Annotated in this window: 15 protein-coding genes and 3 pseudogenes; 8 read left to right on the forward strand and 10 right to left on the reverse strand. The window is 43.8% G+C overall.

Annotated elements, in window-relative coordinates; translation table 11 throughout:
• Nucleotides 1–98: 98 nt before the first annotated feature.
• The 10 genes and pseudogenes from DW793_RS03670 to DW793_RS03705 form a co-directional block, all read right to left on the reverse strand.
• Nucleotides 99–638 (reverse strand): NUDIX domain-containing protein, encoded by a 540-nt coding sequence (locus DW793_RS03670; protein WP_038672772.1) that lies wholly within the window; start codon nucleotides 636–638, stop codon nucleotides 99–101.
• Nucleotides 639–659: 21 nt separating this feature from the next.
• A complete protein-coding gene (locus tag DW793_RS15090) occupies nucleotides 660–1,991 on the reverse strand; it encodes a YfhO family protein (protein WP_252969642.1) in 1,332 nt (443 codons plus the stop codon).
• Between the two features lie 50 nt (nucleotides 1,992–2,041).
• The gene (locus tag DW793_RS15095; protein WP_252969643.1) at nucleotides 2,042–2,761 is read right to left on the reverse strand and encodes a YfhO family protein; all 720 of its coding nucleotides are present in this window, start codon (nucleotides 2,759–2,761) and stop codon (nucleotides 2,042–2,044) included.
• Complete coding sequence (locus DW793_RS15100; RefSeq protein WP_252969644.1) at nucleotides 2,725–3,099, reverse strand: YfhO family protein; 375 nt, start codon at nucleotides 3,097–3,099, stop codon at nucleotides 2,725–2,727. Before DW793_RS15100 ends, DW793_RS15095 begins: the two co-directional genes overlap by 37 nt.
• 247 nt (nucleotides 3,100–3,346) lie before the next feature.
• The gene (locus DW793_RS03680) at nucleotides 3,347–4,273 is read right to left on the reverse strand and encodes a DMT family transporter (RefSeq protein WP_117892097.1); all 927 of its coding nucleotides are present in this window, start codon (nucleotides 4,271–4,273) and stop codon (nucleotides 3,347–3,349) included.
• A gap of 77 nt (nucleotides 4,274–4,350) precedes the next feature.
• Nucleotides 4,351–5,073, reverse strand: coding sequence for a hypothetical protein (locus tag DW793_RS03685; protein ID WP_117863662.1), 723 nt, complete (start codon nucleotides 5,071–5,073; stop codon nucleotides 4,351–4,353).
• Between the two features lie 261 nt (nucleotides 5,074–5,334).
• On the reverse strand, nucleotides 5,335–5,892 hold the full coding sequence (locus tag DW793_RS03690) for an SseB family protein (RefSeq protein ID WP_038672765.1): 558 nt from the start codon (nucleotides 5,890–5,892) through the stop codon (nucleotides 5,335–5,337).
• 6 nt (nucleotides 5,893–5,898) lie between these two features.
• Nucleotides 5,899–6,857 (reverse strand): annotated as a pseudogene (locus DW793_RS03695) (glycosyltransferase family 2 protein).
• Between the two features lie 64 nt (nucleotides 6,858–6,921).
• Nucleotides 6,922–7,692 (reverse strand): TatD family hydrolase, encoded by a 771-nt coding sequence (locus DW793_RS03700; RefSeq protein WP_390624619.1) that lies wholly within the window; start codon nucleotides 7,690–7,692, stop codon nucleotides 6,922–6,924.
• Nucleotides 7,693–7,799: 107 nt separating this feature from the next.
• Nucleotides 7,800–9,185 carry a glycine--tRNA ligase gene (locus tag DW793_RS03705; RefSeq protein ID WP_038672759.1) on the reverse strand — a complete coding sequence of 462 codons (1,386 nt, stop codon included), beginning with the start codon at nucleotides 9,183–9,185 and terminating at the stop codon, nucleotides 7,800–7,802.
• Nucleotides 9,186–9,477: 292 nt separating this feature from the next.
• Here DW793_RS03705 and dusB point away from each other — a divergent pair.
• The 8 genes and pseudogenes from dusB to polA all read left to right on the forward strand — a co-directional run bounded on the left by dusB (nucleotide 9,478) and on the right by polA (nucleotide 17,439).
• Nucleotides 9,478–10,367: pseudogene (gene dusB, locus DW793_RS03710) on the forward strand (tRNA dihydrouridine synthase DusB).
• A gap of 2 nt (nucleotides 10,368–10,369) precedes the next feature.
• Nucleotides 10,370–11,194: a 16S rRNA (cytidine(1402)-2'-O)-methyltransferase gene (gene rsmI, locus DW793_RS03715; RefSeq protein ID WP_118157105.1), complete on the forward strand. Its 825-nt coding sequence runs from the start codon at nucleotides 10,370–10,372 to the stop codon at nucleotides 11,192–11,194.
• 109 nt (nucleotides 11,195–11,303) lie between these two features.
• Nucleotides 11,304–11,927, forward strand: coding sequence for a class I SAM-dependent methyltransferase (locus DW793_RS03720; protein WP_117892091.1), 624 nt, complete (start codon nucleotides 11,304–11,306; stop codon nucleotides 11,925–11,927).
• Nucleotide 11,928: 1 nt separating this feature from the next.
• A complete protein-coding gene (rimI, locus tag DW793_RS03725; RefSeq protein ID WP_252969645.1) occupies nucleotides 11,929–12,390 on the forward strand; it encodes a ribosomal protein S18-alanine N-acetyltransferase in 462 nt (153 codons plus the stop codon).
• Entirely contained in the window at nucleotides 12,380–13,093 is a 714-nt protein-coding gene (locus tag DW793_RS03730) for a tRNA1(Val) (adenine(37)-N6)-methyltransferase (RefSeq protein ID WP_118157106.1), read from the forward strand. The genes rimI and DW793_RS03730 overlap by 11 nt, the downstream gene beginning before the upstream one ends.
• A 213-nt stretch (nucleotides 13,094–13,306) precedes the next feature.
• The gene (gene tsaD, locus DW793_RS03735; RefSeq protein ID WP_118157107.1) at nucleotides 13,307–14,323 is read left to right on the forward strand and encodes a tRNA (adenosine(37)-N6)-threonylcarbamoyltransferase complex transferase subunit TsaD; all 1,017 of its coding nucleotides are present in this window, start codon (nucleotides 13,307–13,309) and stop codon (nucleotides 14,321–14,323) included.
• Nucleotides 14,324–14,327: 4 nt separating this feature from the next.
• Nucleotides 14,328–14,888 (forward strand): transposase, encoded by a 561-nt coding sequence (locus DW793_RS03740; protein WP_118157108.1) that lies wholly within the window; start codon nucleotides 14,328–14,330, stop codon nucleotides 14,886–14,888.
• A pseudogene (polA, locus tag DW793_RS03745) lies at nucleotides 14,885–17,439 on the forward strand (DNA polymerase I). The gene DW793_RS03740 and the pseudogene polA overlap by 4 nt, the downstream one beginning before the upstream one ends.
• Nucleotides 17,440–17,651 lie beyond the last annotated feature (212 nt).

The raw sequence follows: 17,651 nt of genomic DNA on the forward strand, positions 1-17,651 counted from the left end.
CAAAAAAAGGGTACTGCCACGTTGACAGTACCCTTTATATATGCAGTGGCGAACAGCGTTCGACCGTTTATTTTATCGCATGGATAAAATATTATGGACTACATATCCTTTTTGATAAGATAAGTTTTCAGTATAGCCGCAGTTGTCTTTGCGTCAGGGAGCTTGTTTTCCATGACCATTTTGTAAGCTTCTTCAAGAGGCATTTTTGTTACGTCAAGGAACTCGCCCTCGTCAAGGTGCTGCTCACCGAAATCAAGTCCCTCTGCCATGTACATATGGATTATCTCGGTATCATAAGCCACTGTAGGATAAATACAGCCAAGATAAGTCATTTTTTCTGCCGTTGCACCTATCTCCTCTTTAAGCTCACGCTTTCCGCACTCCAAATGATCTTCACCGTATTCAAGCTTTCCTGCAGGTATCTCCATAAGTGCGGTCTTGAAAGGATAGCGGAACTGCTTCACAAAATAAACATTCTCGTCCTCGTCAAGAGCAACGATGCAAACTCCTCCAGGGTGATGAATGACCTCTCTAAGCGTCTTGTAGCCGTTTTCAAGCTCCACTTCATCACAAGTCAGGTGAACGACCCTGCCCTTGTATATCTCTTTTTCACTGATAGTCTTTTCGTTCTGATACATTGTATATCCTCCCTTTCAGGTTTATGCGTTCTTTTCAACAGGCTGAGATTCTTCTTTTTTCTTTCTGCCTGTAAATCTCACTGCGCCAAGGTAAACGATAAGCGAGCCGAAGCCAATGGCTGTTATCACCTTGCCCCAGAAAAGTCCCTTTGTTTCGTAGGTGAACTGGATGTCGTTTGATCCCGCAGGACAAAGCACAGCCATAAAGCCGTAATCCACCTTTTCTATTTCCACGTCCTGACCATTCACCTTTGCGCTCCAGCCGTCATCATATGGAACTGAGAAGAACACAAGGTTATCCTTGTCAAGGTCGATCTTGGCGTTGAAACCGTAAGAGTCATAACTGAATGATGAACAACTGTTTGCACGTCTGTCAAGGCAGTTCTGATAATACTGATCTGTTGAGTAGTCAGTACCCTTAAAGCTGTAGTAGCTGAGAATATTATTGTATTTTGCAGCCTGCTCAGGGGTAAGCACAAGGGCTTTCATGAGCATTGATGTCTTGTCTACCTCTGAAGCCTTCTGAATGTCGCTGTCAAGGCAGTAGTAATCATATGTGAAGCCCATTGGTACATAATATTTGTTTTCGTAAATGTTGAAACCGTTCTGAGTATCAACATATTCAAAGCCGTAGAGATTTGCAAGAGTTTCAGGCTTCGATACCTCTGTGATACCTTTTCTCTCGCTTTCTGTTAGTTCATTGAAATAGTATTTTACGGAAAACAGGCTTCTTAGCGGATAGACCTTGGTTTCCATTCTTGATGCAACATCTCTCGTTTGTCCGATAGAGCTGTAGAAATCCATGATAGATGTTGAAACAACGCTGTGGAAGCATCTCATTGATGAAAGCTTCCAGAACATACACCAGTTGTCAACATTTTCTGAGGTATCTATTCTGTAGAAATTGTTGTCAGCATTGAAGTTCTCTGATCCAGACTCCAGCTTATCCATGTTGATGTTGTCGCCACCGTTTATGGCTCTGTTGATGTAGTCGGTGTTGTCAGTACCCTGGGTTACGCCGTATACGATAGAAGAAGTCATGCAGATGACCACAGCAACCGCCGTCATTGCAGAAGCGATCTTCATGTAGTCAAGCTTCTTCTCTGCGACCACATATATAAGCGTGCCAAGCATTATTATCATTACTATGGTAACGATAGCCTGAATGTAGTAAAGCTCGATATATTCAGGGACTTTGCCATAGGATACAACGCCGTTTTCGTTTGTCGGAAGCAGACCGATGCCAATAAATATCGCACATACTACACAAACAGGCACAAATCCCTTTTTCAGATCGTCCTTGTTTTCTGCGATGACCTTTGCTGTCATAAGGCACATAAGCAGTATAGGCATATAATACCATCTTGCATAATATGACGCATTGAAAAGGACGAAAGATGAGTTCAATATAGCACGCAAGCCATTATGCCGAACACGATAATAGCTTTTGTAAGCCAACTGTCTTTGCCTTTCTTTCTCGTTCTCATAAACGCTATAACGCCTGCCATTGAGAACATAGGCAGATAGCCTGCCATTGAAGCCCATCTTGCCTTGTCTGAGTTAAGGATATTTATTCTTGCAGGCATATCGGAAAGCATAAAGAACGATTGGATAATTCTTGGTATTCTTACATTTTCACCGTATATAACAAGGTCAAGTCCATAAAGTCTTTCGTTTACACGGTAGTTGCCCATTACGCTCAGCGCTGACGGCAGGAAGATAACAGCGGATATCATCACACCGATAACAGCCTCGAGGATAAGCAGACCGAACTTCTTCATGTCAATTTCAAAGTCCTTGTCAAGGCACCTCAGGAAGAAGTAGATAACAATGAATACGACTTCGCAGGCAAAGAAGAAATAGCTTATGGTCGCACATATAGCTACCGCTACTGCAAACGGACCCTTCTTGTTCTTTTGAACCAACAGTTCAAATCCTAAAAGCATGAGAGGGAAGAACGCAGTTGCGTCGTGGAAGTGGTTGAAGAAAACGTTGTAGGTCTGGAAGCCTGAGAAAGCGTAAAGCAGACCGCCTATAAAGCAGGCGCTTGTGTTGTCAACAAAAAATCTGATATAAGCGTAGGCTGTTATTGCGGCGATAGCGTTTTCAGCGCAAGGAGCCATGGTATCAGATAAGGCACTGCACCTGACGGGAAAAGTGTAGTGAGCCAGAAAAATGGCGAGCCAAGGAGATAGAAAGCATATGAGCCAACAAAGCTCGAGCCTAAGTCCGTTCCCCAATCCCAGCCCATGTTTCCGCTGCGAACAGCGTCATGACAGTGCTGATAGAACATCATCTGCTGTGAGTTGAAGTCGCCATAGTAGAGAAAGATGCCCTTGTTCACTATCATTGACGGTATGAACGAGATCATCATGCCGATAAAAGCCACCGCAAACAGCAGCAGATACTTTTCTTTTGGCTTGCTGTCAGGGCTTTTTAGAAGTCCGTTTTTCTTAAACATTGTCTTGTCCTCTTTTTCTTTACTGATAATATATTGGTAAAAAACCATACACAATTCATTATAACACAGCTACATATAAAAATCAACATTTTAAACAGTCTTTAGGACGATTTTGAATAAAAAAGCTCATATGCAATAAGCACATGAGCCAGTCCGTTGCAAAAATGTCAAATCAACGGGCGAACACTGTTCGCCCCTACATACAAACAACGTGAATATGCAAAAGCATATGAGCATAGTTACAATATTATTTATTCCCTTTTCTCTGAACAATGAAGATACCCGAGCAGACAAGGATAAGTGCGGCTATCCCCTGAACGCCAAAAATGCCTTTTTCATCAAGCAGGATAGTTGAAAGCAGCACTCCGCACACAGGGTTCATAAAGCCGAAAATCGCCACCTTTGAAACAGGGTTGTGCTTCAAAAGCACTGCCCACAGCGAATATGCCGCCGCTGATACAAAGGCAAGATACAAAAGCATCAAAAAAGCCTTTGCGCTCATGTGACCAAGCCTGCCGCCCATTAAAAAGCCTATGACAGTGAGAACTGCTCCACCGAAAACGAACTGCCAGCCGCTAAGCATAACAGGGTCTTCTGTTTCGGAATAGCGCTTCATATACACCGATGAAAAAGCGTATGCACAGGTGCAAAGAAAAATAAATCCGTCCCCGAGAAAATTGAAGCTTACCCCCGAAAGTCCCCCGAGATTTATAACAATGATACCCGAAAATCCAAGTATACAGCCTGCTATTTTCACAGCGGTGAGCTTTTCAAGCTTGTATAAAAGCGATGACACAAGTATCGCAATAAAAACGTTCGCCCCAACTATTATCGCTGCCTTTACCCCCGTTGTGTGGGCTAGACCTATGTAGTAGAAAAAATACTGCAAAATTGTCTGAAAAAGGCTTATTATCATGATCTTTGGTATGGAAGTCTTTGTTGGCAGGAGAATTTTTCTCTCCGCTCCGCTTCCCATGGCAAGAGCCATTAGCCCTGCCACAAAAAATCTTATGCCCCCAAACACAAGCTGCGAACCGCTGTCATTGGTGGTTATGTTCATAAGGCTGTAGCCTATTTTCACACAGGAAAATGCACTTCCCCACAGCATACAGCATATGGACGCAAGAACAGCCACTACCCATGTTTTTGTCAGAATATCTTTTTTCTCGTTCATACATTATCCTATCTATAGCAAATTGTGGATCTTCACAGAAAGACCGCAGCGGCGTAAAATGCTGCTGCGGTCGAAAGTTACTTTTTGTCTTTTTTTGCTTTCTTTTCCTTTTTGCGTTTCTTCTTGTTTTCCTTTATTATCTTCAAAGGGTCGCCGAAACGTTCCTTATCGTCCTTGACAGGCTCAATAGTTTCGCTCTTTGTCATGATATCCGTCATTTGCTGTAAAAGCATCGACTCCTCGAACATATCCACAGCTTCCTCGCAGGTGTCAGCTTTGCCGTCCACAAGAAACTGTTTTATCTGCTGAACGTTCTTCATATAGTCAAGTGACATGAAAGGCACTCTCTTTTCAAGAGCCTTGTAGTAATCATCTCTCTGACGTTCTACCTGCTTTATTCTGTCATCAAGCATTATTATCTGTTCATTTATGCCCTCGTTCACTTCAACCTGCTTCTGTTCAGCAGCAGTAAGTCTGTATTTGTTCAGTGCGATACCGAAAACGCCTGCACCGATAAAAATAAGTGCACCTGCAATAATGCCCACTATAATAAGCTTTGTGCCAAGGAGCAGCCACAGCAGCAGAAAAGCCACCAATCCAATGCCGATGCTTATGCCTAAAGACTTAATTATTTTATTTTTTATATTGAAGTTTTTAACAACATAATCGTTGTCATGGATATAAGTTTTGAGGTATTCTTTATTTTCCTTGCTGACCGTTACAGCGTCCTCAAACTCAAAATATCTTTCAAAGTATTCGGCAGCACGGTCAATTTTTTCAAGCTCAGTTTCGTTAGCCATATATACTCCCTCAGATCACGAAAAAATTTCTAAAAGCAGAACCTTTTAGTCTTTTGCGTGGTGCGTGATAGTGAACACTGCACAAATAACACGCTATATTTCCCACCATATTACTACAATTATAACACACGGCATAATTTTTGTCAACCATATTAAGCATAGTTTTCGTAAAAATAAGACACGGACTTCTGTAATTAGATTTTTATAGACAGGTAAAAAAAGAGGACGAACACAGTCCGTCCTCCGATATGCTTAAGTATCTTACTCTGCTGTTTCGTTGTTTGTAACAGCAATGTCAGGAGCTTCGCCATTTTCAGCAGCTTCTCTAGCTGCCTTCCTCTCCTTTGCCACCTTTATGAGAGTTTGCTTGATAGACTCCAGCATTTCCTGAGTGAAAGGAAGGTTCTCGCCAAATGGGTTTACAACAAAGCCCTGTACCTTTGGCGTCTGCTCAGTGAGAGCAGCTATATCCTGAAATCTCATTGCAAAGCTCTGGAATGGCTTGTCATACTGAAGTTTTTTAGCCTCCTCTGGGGAAGTGAAAACAGGGAAAAATGTGCCGTTTGTTTTGTTGTTGTTGAGAAGAATGAACTTAGCCTTGCTCTTGTCCTCAAAATTAACATGGTTTTCAGCGTCGGCAACAAGCTCTGTTGTCTTTTCTACCATTGCAGGCACGAGAAATGTGCAGGCAAGCGCTGTGTTTATTACCTTGTTTTGAGTTTCTGCACAGAAATTCTTTCTCATTTCTGCGATAGCTTCTATAAGCTTAGGGTTGTTGTCGAAATTTGGTTTCTGATTGTTAGCCTTGAGTTCTGCCATTTTTAATTACTCCTTGTCTGTTTCTTCAAGATTTGTTTCGATTATAAATTTAGGTCTAGCCTTTGTTTCCAAATAGATCTTGCCTATATATTCTCCGATAATGCCTATAGCCAAAAGCTGAAGTCCGCCTATCGCCCATATAGACGTGATAGTTGAAGCCCAGCCCTGAACAGTGTGTCCCACTGCCCATGTTATAAGGAAATATATAAGCATTATAAGTGATACTAAAAATACTATTATACCGATAGTGGTGATAAATCTTATAGGCTTTACAGAAAGTGAGGTTATTCCCTCAACTGCAAAGGAAAGCATTTTTTTCAGCGGATATTTAGATTCGCCCGCCACACGCTCGTTTCTTACATACTTAACGATGTCGCTCTTGAAGCCAACCATAGGCACAAGACCTCTCAGAAACAGATTTACTTCCTTAAACTCTGCCAGAGCGTCTATAGCCCTTTTGCTCATAAGTCTGTAATCAGCGTGATTATACGTTATCTCAACGCCCATATGCTCCAAAAGCTTGTAATAAGCCTGAGCAGTTCCACGCTTGAAAGCGGTATCCTTTTCTCTCGATGAACGAACGCCGTAAACAATATCACAGCCCTCTGCCCTCTTATCAAGAAAGCCGTCAATAGCGTTTATATCGTCCTGCAAGTCAGCGTCCATGGAAACAACGATATCAGCATAGTTTCTTGCCGTCATAAGACCAGCCAGCAGTGCGTTCTGATGACCTTTGTTTCTTGAGAGTTTAAGACCTGTGAAAACAGGGCTTGCTTCGTGGAGTTTCTGTATTATCTCCACGTTTTGTCCTTTGAGCCGTCGTCGACGAACATGACCTTGCTGTTCTGTGCGATACGACCTTCTGCCTTCAGCTCATCGAGCTTTTTTATAAGCGCTTTCGCTGTGATAGGCAACATTTGTTCTTCGTTGTAGCATGGTATCACTACATACATAGTTTCTGTCATTTTGTTCTCTTATCCTTTCTCGTATTCGATCCCGAACAGGTGGCAGGCGTTTCTATTTGTAATGTCAAGCACTTCCTGCGGATCGAGTTTTTTTTATCTCAGCCACGACCTTTGCCACTTCTTCTATCATAGGGCTTTCGCACCTCTGTCCTCTGTAAGGAGGGGGCGCCATGTAAGGGCAGTCCGTTTCAAGAAGAAGCCTGTCCATTGGGACAACTTCAAGAGCACGTTTGGCTTTTTTAGCATTTTTAAAAGCAAGCGCACCTGTAAACCCGATGTACATACCAAGCCCAAGCACTATCTCTGCGGTCTCCGCCGAGCCAGAAAAGCAGTGAACTACACCTGACGGCGCATATTTGTTCAGCACGTCAAGGCAGTCCTGAGTGGCTTCACGGCAGTGAACTATAACAGGCAGACTTTTCTTCACAGCATATTCCACCTGCTTGTCAAAAAGCTTTATCTGTCTTTCTTTGTCATATCCCTCATAATGATAGTCAAGCCCTATCTCACCAACAGCAACAAGCTTGTGAGTAGAGCAGGCTTTCAAATAAAGCTCGTCAAGCACCTGCATATAATTTTCAGGAAGAGTATCCATACACTCAGGGTGAAAGCCCACAGAGGTATAGAAATTCTCATATTTTTTCGCAGTTTCGATGCCGAACAAAGACGATCTTTCGTCCGTTGCGGCGTGGCAGACCTTGTCTACAGGAGAGTCAGGGTCGCAAAGAAGCCTGTCAAGGACTTCGTATCTGTCTTCATCGAAAGCGTGATCGTCATAGTGACAATGTGAGTCAAATATATTTTTTATGGCAAGGACGTCCTTTCGTAAAAATATACAAACATATTATATCACAACTCGCCAATTTTGTAAAGCTTTTTATTGTAAAAACGGGCATAAAAAACGGGCGAACAAACCGTTCGCCCGCAAAGATCTTTATTTTACTAGAAAGCTATCTTCTTTTCGATATAAGCTACCAGCTCGTCGATCTTGATACGCTCCTGCTCCATTGTATCTCTGTCTCTTACTGTTACACAGCCGTCCTCAACAGAATCAAAGTCATATGTGATGCAGAAAGGTGTACCGATCTCGTCCTGACGGCGATATCTCTTACCGATAGAGCCTGCCTCGTCATAGTCAACAAGGAAGTGCTTTGAAAGCTCTGCATAAAGCTCGCCTGCCTGCTCGCTGAGCTTCTTGGAAAGCGGAAGAATGCAAGCCTTGAAAGGAGCAAGTGCAGGGTGGAAACGCATAACAGTTCTAACGTCAGGCTTCTCCTCTGTGCCGATGTTTTCCTCGTCATATGCTTCGCAAACAACTGTCAGGAACAATCTCTCAACGCCAAGGGAAGGCTCGATAACGTATGGAACGTATCTCTCGTTTGTTTCAGGGTCAAAGTAATCAAGGCTCTTGCCGCTTGTCTTGATGTGCTGATTAAGGTCATAATCAGTTCTGTCGGCAACGCCCCAAAGCTCGCCCCAGCCAAATGGGAAGAGATACTCAAAGTCAGTTGTAGCCTTTGAATAGAAGCAAAGCTCCTCAGGTGAATGATCTCTCAGACGAAGGTTTTCTTCCTTGATGTTAAGGCTAAGGAGCCAATCCTTGCAGAAGCCTCTCCAGTAGTTGAACCACTCAAGGTCTGTGCCAGGCTTGCAGAAGAACTCAAGCTCCATCTGCTCAAACTCACGAACACGGAAAATAAAGTTACCCGGAGTGATCTCGTTTCTGAATGATTTACCTACCTGTGCAACGCCGAAAGGTACTTTCTTTCTTGTTGTTCTCTGGATATTTGCAAAGTTTACAAAGATGCCCTGTGCAGTTTCAGGACGCAGATAAAGCTCAGACTTTGAGTCCTCAGTTACACCCTGAAATGTCTTGAACATAAGGTTGAACTGACGGATATCAGTGAAGTTGTGGCTGCCGCAATCTGGGCATGGGATCTGCTTTTCCTTGATGTAGTCCATCATCTGCTCGTTTGTCCAGCCTGCAACGTTAGTGCCGTCGAAATCTTCGATAAGGTTGTCCGCTCTGTGACGTGTCTTACAGTCCTTGCAGTCCATAAGAGGGTCAGAGAATCCGCCGATATGACCTGAAGCCACCCAAGTCTGCGGATTCATAAGGATAGCGGAGTCAAGACCAACGTTGTACTTGTTCTCCTGAATGAACTTCTTTCTCCAAGCGTTCTTGATGTTAGTTTTCAGCTCAACGCCAAGCGGACCGTAGTCCCAAGTGTTTGCAAGACCGCCGTAGATCTCGCTTCCAGGGTATACAAAGCCTCTGTTTTTACAGAGAGCCACGATCTTATCCATGGTTTTTTCAGAATTATTCATGAAACATTCTCCTTATACAAAATATAATACTACCATTATATTTTATAGCAAAATTCCGCAAATGTCAAGGCGTTTTAGCGATTTATTACTTTGTGTAGTTATATGGCTTTTTATCGTTGCAAAAAATCACGCATTGTGTTATAATAAAATAGTATCGCTATGACTATTCATGCATTGGAACATATTAGGAGAATTTGACTTGATGAACAGTTTTTTTATCGGAAACGTTGAAATAGAAAAGACCGCCGCATTAGCACCTATGGCGTCGGTGGCAGATAAATCATATCGTCTTATGTGCAAAGAGTATGGTGCGTCATATCTTGTAAGCGAAATGATATCCTCGAAGGGTCTGTGCTTTGGTGACAAAAAGACTGCACGTCTTTGCGAGATAGAGAGCGAGGAACGCCCTATGCTTTGCAGCTTTTTGGGGAAGACCCTTATTATATGGGAAAAGCGGCTTATAAGCTCAACGAATTTTCCCCTGATATCATTGATATAAACATGGGCTGTCCTGTGCCTAAGATAGTAGGCAATGGCAGCGGTTCTGCACTTATGAGGCTTCCTGACACTGCGGCAGAGATATGCAGAGAGGTGGTAAAAAACGCAAACTGCCCTGTTACAGTGAAATTCCGTGCAGGCTGGGACGAAAACAGCATAAATGCAGTGGAGTTCGCAAAACTCATGGAGCAGGCAGGGGCAAGCGCCGTCACCTGTCACGGCAGGACGAGAACGCAGTTTTATTCAGGCAAAGCCGATTGGGATATAATAAAGCAGGTAAAAGGGGCTGTTAAGATACCCGTTATAGGCAACGGCGACGTTGTTGACGGAGAAAGCGCAAAGGCAATGTATGAGCAGACTGGCTGTGACCTTGTGATGATAGGCAGAGGAAGCTACGGCAGACCATGGGTTTTCCGTGACGTGAAGCATTATCTTGAAACAGGGGAAAAGCTTCCTGAGGTGAGTATAGAAGAAAAAATGGCGGTGATGAAAAAGCACTGCGAGCTTATATGCAAATACAAGGGCGAACGTCAGGGCATGAAAGAAGCCAGAAAAAACTGCGCATGGTATGTTAAAGGGCTGAAAGGCTCTGCAAAGCTAAGAGCACAGTGCGGTGGGCTTAATACCATTTCTGACCTTTATGAGATGATAGACCACATACTTGCAAACGAGTTAGGAGAATAAAAATGGGAATTTTATCCGTAGTAGGAACGCCTATAGGCAACCTTGGAGATATGACATATCGTGCAGTTGAGACCCTGGAAAAGGCTGATTTTATCTGTGCCGAGGACACAAGAGTTACCGCAAAGCTTCTCAATTATTTTGACATAAAAACGCCACTTGTGAGCTATCACGAACACAATGCAAAGCAGGTGGGCGAGAGCATTTTGAACAGGATAATGGCAGGCGAGAACGCCGCTATCGTCACAGACGCCGGTATGCCCTGCATTTCAGACCCCGGGGAGCTTCTTGTGAAGCTGTGCGCTGAAAACGGTGTGAAGGTGGAGGTAGTACCGGGTCCGTCAGCGGTGGTATCAGCACTTGCCATAAGCGGACTTGACACTGCAAGATTTCAGTTCGAGGGCTTTTTGTCAACCACCAAGAAGCAAAGATTAAATCATCTTGCCTCGGTGAAAAACTGCACGAACACTCTCATTTTCTATGAAGCGCCCCACAAGCTCGTCTACACTTTGAAGGATATGCTGGAATATTTCGGTGACAGAAGAATATCTCTTTGCAGGGAGCTTACAAAGATACACGAAGAAGTTTTCCGCACCACCCTTGCGCAGGCTGTGGAGTATTACGAAGTTAACAAGCCAAAGGGCGAATTTGTGCTTGTTATCGAGGGTGCAAAAGAGGACGAGCTTTGCCCTGCGGAGAATATAGAGGAAGCGCTTGAACAAGTAAAAGCCCTTGTGGAAAAGGGTATGCGTGGAGCTGACGCCTGCCGTGAGATAGCAAAGGCGACGGGATTTTCTAAGGGGGAGCTTTACGGACGCTTGTTTAAATGAGGAATGAGGAGTGAGGAGTGAGGAATTAAGGTATCGCCTGCGGCGATGTTTATTTCTTGTTTTTTCTCATTTGTATTATATATCAATTTAGATTTTTTGAGGTGATTTTATGAGCATAAAAGAATACATAGGCGGACAGTGTGCTGACCCAGAGGGATTGGGCGGTATAGCCTGTGCAAAATTCATGAATTTTTTCAATGCAGAGCACTACAGAGCGGTGAAAAAATTTGTCTGCAAGCTTGACGGTGCAAGGATATTGGATATAGGCTTTGGAAACGGTGTGACTATCAAAAAGCTTAGCAAGAATATAAACGCTAAGTTCTATGGAGTCGATATTTCTGCGGATATGGTGGAAAAAGCCAAGCGAAAAAACCGTGACGGAGTGAATACCAACAAGGTGATCTTACAGCAGGGAAAAGCTGAGGAGCTTCCTTATAACGATGATTTTTTTGACACTGTTTACACTGTGAACACCATTTATTTCTGGGAGGACACCGCAAAAGTTCTTGACGAGGTAAGGCGAGTTCTCAAAGACGGCGGCAATTTTATCTGCACATTCTATACAAAGGGCTACCTTGACAAGCTCCCGTACTGCGACACAGGTTTTGACAAGTTCACTCCTCAGCAGGTGCGTTCAATGGCTAGAGAGCGTGGCTTCCATGATGTAAAAGTCAAAATTCTGAGCGACTGCAAAGCGTATTGCCTTGTTGGCACGAAAATAGAGGGCGAATAAGGTGGCAGATGTGACCATTGTGCCTCTTTCAGAGGAAAACGTACAGCTTTTTTCACAAACTGCGGCGAAAATTTTGCCCGAAGCTTGGAGTTTTGAAACCTACAAAAAACAGCTTTCAAACCCTGACGATATATCGTTTCTTGCCATTTGTAATGGCGAAGCCGCAGGCTTTATAAGCGTGTGGTGCGTCTGCGGAGAAGCTGAGATAAACAATATAGGCGTTTTGGAGAAGTTCCGCAGAATGGGTATTGCAAAAGCCCTTTTTGACAGCGCATACAATGCCGCAAAGGCTGAAAAATGGTATCTTGAAGTGAGAGAGTCAAACCTTGGGGCTATAAAATTTTACGAAAAGCAGGGCTTTGAGAGGGTAGGCATGAGAAAAAATTTCTACACCGCCCCCACGGAAAATGCTGTTTTAATGGCACTTCAACCCACTGAAAATGGAGAAATAAATGACATATAACGATTTTACATTTGAGTCCTTGGGCGAGGGCATTGAGATATGTATATCTGACGAACACCGCTTTGGTACTGACGCCTTTCTGCTTGCGGATTTTTCAGCAGGACGGCACAAGGATATCTGCGCAGACCTTTGCACAGGAAGCGGCATAATAGCGCTTCTTCTGCACAAATTTTACAAGCCACAGAAGATATATGCTGTTGAGATACAGGAAAAGGCTCACGAACAGCTTAAAGTATCTCTTGAGAGGTCGAAAATAGATACTATCCAGCCTGTTTTGGGCGACTTGAATGATTGGCGAAGCGAAAAAGAGCTTGACCTTATCACCTGCAATCCGCCCTACAAGATAAACAACACAGGTGCGAAGAATGACAGCGAAGCGGTTTCTATCGCACGGCATGAAATGCTCTGCACTATTGATGATGTGTGCAGATGTGCAAAGAATAATCTGAAATTCGGTGGCAGGCTTTGCATATGCAACCGCCCCGAGCGCCTATGCGATATAATGACGGCAATGAGAGCCAGCGGCATCGAGCCGAAGCGTTTGCGGACAGTTCACAAAAACCCGGAGTGTCCCCCATGGCTTATTCTTGTAGAGGGCAAAAAGGGCGGAAAGCCTTTTGTGCAGATAGAAAAGCCTTTGTATGTGCGTTCCGCAGACGGGGGAAACTCGGCTGAAATGAAGCGGATATACGGACTGGAATAGTGAGGAATGAGGAGTGAGGAATGAGAAATTAAGGTATCGCCTGCGGCGATGATTATTTTTTCGTGGGGGCGACCTTTGGTCGCCTGCTTGTTCCAACATTTTTTGTGATTTTATTTGTAGGGGTGAACACTGTTCGCCCGCTTGCTCCAATTTGTCTGCTTATTAAATGTATATGATATGCTTATATTTACGAAATAAAAAGAGGGTAATAAAATGAAGATTTTAGGAATAGAAAGCTCCTGCGATGAAACAGCCTGCTCTGTTGTTGAAGACGGAAAAACGGTGCTTTCAAATATAGTTGCAAGTCAGATAGACGAACACAGGCTTTATGGTGGAGTTGTGCCTGAGATAGCCTCACGCCGCCATGCGGAGAACATAACATGGGTGACAAAGGCCGCTCTTGAAGAAGCAAACTGCACAATGGACGATATCGACGCTGTCGCAGTGACCTATGCCCCAGGACTTATCGGTGCACTTCTCGTGGGAGTGAGCTTTGCAAAGGGACTTGCCATGAGTGCAAATAAGCCCCTTGTGCCTGTTCACCATATCGCAGGACACATTGCCGCAAATTATATCTCCCACCCTGAGCTTAAACCGCCTTATCTTTGCTTGGTCGTGTCAGGCGGACATTCACATATTGTAGAGGTGCTTGATTATTCAAGATATCATGTTATAGGCAGAACAAGAGATGATGCCGCAGGCGAGTGCTTTGACAAGGTAGCGAGAACATTGGGCTTTGAATATCCGGGCGGAAAGTTTATCGACAATGCCGCAAAGTCAGGCGATCCCGATGCCTATAAGCTCCCACATCCAAAGGTGCAGGGCAGTGAATATGACTTCTCTTTCAGCGGACTAAAAACTGCCGTTATAAACCTTGTGCATAATGCCGCACAAAAGGGCGAAACTGTCAATGTGAACGATATGGCTGCTTCGTTCCAGAACACCATATCCGACATTCTTGTAGACAAAGCGATGCTTGCCGCAAAAGATCTTGGGTATACTACCATAGGGCTTGCAGGCGGCGTTTCGGCAAACTCAGGGGTAAGAGAGAAGCTTCAAAAAGCCTGTGACAAGCGTGGTTATAAGCTTTATATGCCTGAGTTCAAATACTGCGGAGATAACGGTGCAATGATAGCCTGTCAGGGATATTTTGACTATCTTGCAGGCAGACGAGCAGACGAAAGCCTTAACGGCATTGCAACGCTGTCGCTGGATAAGATTTCGGAATAATCTTATGGATAAACCTGTAAGAAAAATCATAAGACTTGACAATTATGATTATTCAAACAATGGACTTTATTTTATTACCATATGTACTGTCCAAAAAAACGAGTTGTTGTGGGTAACAGATGTAGGGGACGGCGCCCCCGACGTCCCGTTATGTTGCGCACACGCTGTCGGAAAGGTCTATCTTTCAAGCTTTGGTAAAATTATCAGAGATAATATCCACAGAGTAAACAGTGTCTATGATGACAAAAAGATATTTCAATATGTCATAATGCCAAATCATATCCATTTTATACTGAAAATCGGTATGGGAGTCAGCGGGACGTCGAGGGCGCCGTCCCCTACAAACGAGATAGTTCCACAGTATGTGTCAATGTTGAAAAGATTTATAAATAAGGATATTGGTTTTAATATTTTTCAGCGTTCATATTATGACCATATCATCAGAAACCAAAAAGAATATATAGCAATTTCAAAATACATACACAATAACCCTATCAAGTGGGACGTTGACGAGTATAATCCAAGAAATGAGAACAATAAAGCGGAGGTGCTTGGAATAGAATGAAACTACTAGCCATAGATGGAAACAGCATAATGAACAGGGCTTTTTACGGAATAAAGCTGCTGTCAAATTCAAAGGGACAGTTCACGAATGCCTTACGGGGTTTATGAACATTTACCTCAAGGAGATAGGCGAGGTAAAGCCTGACTGCGTGGCAGTGGCTTTCGACCTTAAAGCCCCTACTTTCAGACACAAGGCGAATGCCGCATACAAAGCCAACCGAAAGGGTATGCCTGAGGAGCTTGCTCAGCAAATGCCTGTGATAAAAGAGCTTTTGGGCGACCTTGGTATAAAGATAGTACAGTGCGAGGGCTATGAAGCAGATGATATTCTTGGTACGCTCTCAAAAGCCGCCGCAGATTCGGGCAACGAGTGCTATATCCTCACCGGTGACAGGGACAGCTTTCAGCTCGTTTCCGACCGTGTGACAGTACGTCTTGCCACCACAAAGGAAACAAAGATATATACCCCTGACAGGATAATGGAAGAATACAGCGTTACACCTCGTCAGATGATCGAGGTAAAGGCTCTTATGGGAGATACTTCTGATAACATTTCAGGCGTAAAGGGCATAGGCGAAAAGACCGCACTTTCCCTTATCAAGCAGGAGGGCGATGTCAAGACCCTTTATGAACACCTCGCAGATATCAAGCTTACCCCGTCTGTGCGCACAAAGCTTGAAAATGGTCATCAGGACGCTATAGACAGTCGCTTCCTTGCGGAAATATGTCTTGAAGCCCCTGTTGATAAAGCTACAGAGTTTTATAAGCTGGGCGAGGTCGATACCGAGAAAACAAAGGCTCTCCTTGCCGACCTTGAAATGATGCGCCTTATAGACAGATTGGGTCTTAGCGGAAAAGCTGTGGAAAGCGCTGACAGCGCAGTGCAGGAAAGCAAGCTAAAGCTTTCCGACCTGCCTAAGTTTGAGGTCAAGCCACTTGATGAGAGCGTTATATCTGTTCTCGGCAAGGACAAAACAACGTATTTTATCTTTGCTGACAATAAACTTTCTATCCTCTGTAATGATGTTATCTATACCACCGAGGACAATGCAATTATCACAGCTTTCATGGGAACAGCCTGCGAAAAAATAACCTTTGAGGGCAAAACTGCCCATAAGTTTGCGTTCTCAAATGGCACTTGCCTTGAAAACCTCACTTTCTGCTGCGACCTTGCAGGATATCTTCTCAATTCACAGTCAAGCGAGTATACAGCGGAAAATCTTTGTCTTTCATATAAGTGCCTTTACCGCTCTGATATGGGTGAATATGCAGACCTCTCAAGTCTGCCTGCTCTTAGCGAAAATCTTAAAAAACAGCTTGAAATGACAGAAATGACAAAGCTATTCGACGATATCGAAATGCCGCTTTGCGAAGTGCTTGCTTCAATGGAGTTTTACGGTGTAAAGGCTGACGCAGAGGGCATAAAGGCTTTCGGTGAGGACTTGAAAATAAAGATAGACGAGCTTACCTCGCAGATATATATGTATGCAGGCAAGGAGTTCAATATAGCTTCCACAAAACAGCTTGGGGAGGTGCTTTTCGAGGACTTAGGTCTGCCTGCAAAGAAGAAAACAAAGTCGGGCTATTCCACTAATGCGGACGTTCTTGAAAGCCTTATGGACAAGCACCCTATCGTGCCTCTTATCGTTGAATACCGCACACTCACAAAGCTTAATTCCACTTATGTTGACGGACTTTTGAAGCTTATCCACCCTGACGGCAGAGTCCATTCTGTTTTCAAGCAGACCGAAACAAGAACAGGAAGGATATCCTCCACCGAGCCTAATATGCAAAATATCCCCGTGAGAAAAGAGATAGGCAGGAATATGCGTAAATTCTTTGTTGCCGAGGACGGCTATACTCTTCTCGACGCTGACTACAGCCAGATCGAGCTTAGAGTGCTTGCTTCCGTGTGCGGTGACAAAAATATGCAGGAAGCTTTCTCAGAGGGCAGAGATATCCATACCTCAACGGCGGCGCAGGTCTTTGATATCCCCGAGGATTTCGTCACCCCTGAAATGAGAAGTGCGGCAAAGGCTGTAAATTTTGGTATAATCTATGGCATAGGAGCATTTTCTCTGTCGAAAGATATCGGTGTGACCGTTGCGGAAGCAAAAAGATACATCAAGAATTATCTTGACAACTTCCCGAAAGTATCTGAATTTATGGATAAGACAGTTGATGACGGCATAAAAAACGGCTATGTCACCACCCTTTTCGGCAGAAGAAGATATATCCCTGAGCTTTCTGCTTCAAACAAGGTCTTGCAGGCTTTTGGAAAGAGGGCGGCAATGAACGCACCTATCCAAGGTGCGGCGGCTGATATTATCAAGATAGCAATGGTAAGAGTATACAAAAAGCTCAGAGAAGAAGATCTTGACGCAAAACTTATTTTACAGGTGCATGACGAGCTTATTATAGAAGCGGCTGAAAAAGACAAGGAAAGAGCCGAAAAGATACTCAAAGATGAAATGGAGAACGCTGTAAAGCTTGCTGTGCCAATGACAGTGGACGTAAACAGCGGCAGAAGCTGGTACGAAGCGAAAGACTGATTTTTTTAGTGAGGAATGAGGAATTAAGGTATCGCCTGCGGCGATGATCTTGATTTCTATATGTAGGGGCGAACAGCGATCACCCGTTTATCCATATTGCTTATTTTATATGTTTTGCTCTTATTATCTTTGTCACCTTCGTGGTTTGGCTGACAATTTGTTTGTGATTGTTGACGAATTTTTTGACGGCTGTCGCAATAATACTTGACTTT

It is taken from the genome of Ruminococcus sp. AM31-15AC (genome assembly GCF_003462045.1).
In the GTDB taxonomy this organism is placed as follows: domain Bacteria; phylum Bacillota; class Clostridia; order Oscillospirales; family Ruminococcaceae; genus Hominimerdicola; species Hominimerdicola aceti.

Coding starts and splice junctions, on each gene's coding strand:
- DW793_RS03670 (WP_038672772.1), bottom strand. CDS start 638: ATGTATCAGAACGAAAAGACTATCAGTGAAAAAGAGATATACAAGGGC.
- DW793_RS15090 (WP_252969642.1), bottom strand. CDS start 1,991: ATGCCTATACTGCTTATGTGCCTTATGACAGCAAAGGTCATCGCAGAA.
- DW793_RS15095 (WP_252969643.1), bottom strand. CDS start 2,761: ATGGCTCCTTGCGCTGAAAACGCTATCGCCGCAATAACAGCCTACGCT.
- DW793_RS15100 (WP_252969644.1), bottom strand. CDS start 3,099: ATGTTTAAGAAAAACGGACTTCTAAAAAGCCCTGACAGCAAGCCAAAA.
- DW793_RS03680 (WP_117892097.1), bottom strand. CDS start 4,273: ATGAACGAGAAAAAAGATATTCTGACAAAAACATGGGTAGTGGCTGTT.
- DW793_RS03685 (WP_117863662.1), bottom strand. CDS start 5,073: ATGGCTAACGAAACTGAGCTTGAAAAAATTGACCGTGCTGCCGAATAC.
- DW793_RS03690 (WP_038672765.1), bottom strand. CDS start 5,892: ATGGCAGAACTCAAGGCTAACAATCAGAAACCAAATTTCGACAACAAC.
- DW793_RS03705 (WP_038672759.1), bottom strand. CDS start 9,185: ATGAATAATTCTGAAAAAACCATGGATAAGATCGTGGCTCTCTGTAAA.
- rsmI (WP_118157105.1), top strand. CDS start 10,370: ATGGGAATTTTATCCGTAGTAGGAACGCCTATAGGCAACCTTGGAGAT.
- DW793_RS03720 (WP_117892091.1), top strand. CDS start 11,304: ATGAGCATAAAAGAATACATAGGCGGACAGTGTGCTGACCCAGAGGGA.
- DW793_RS03730 (WP_118157106.1), top strand. CDS start 12,380: ATGACATATAACGATTTTACATTTGAGTCCTTGGGCGAGGGCATTGAG.
- tsaD (WP_118157107.1), top strand. CDS start 13,307: ATGAAGATTTTAGGAATAGAAAGCTCCTGCGATGAAACAGCCTGCTCT.
- DW793_RS03740 (WP_118157108.1), top strand. CDS start 14,328: ATGGATAAACCTGTAAGAAAAATCATAAGACTTGACAATTATGATTAT.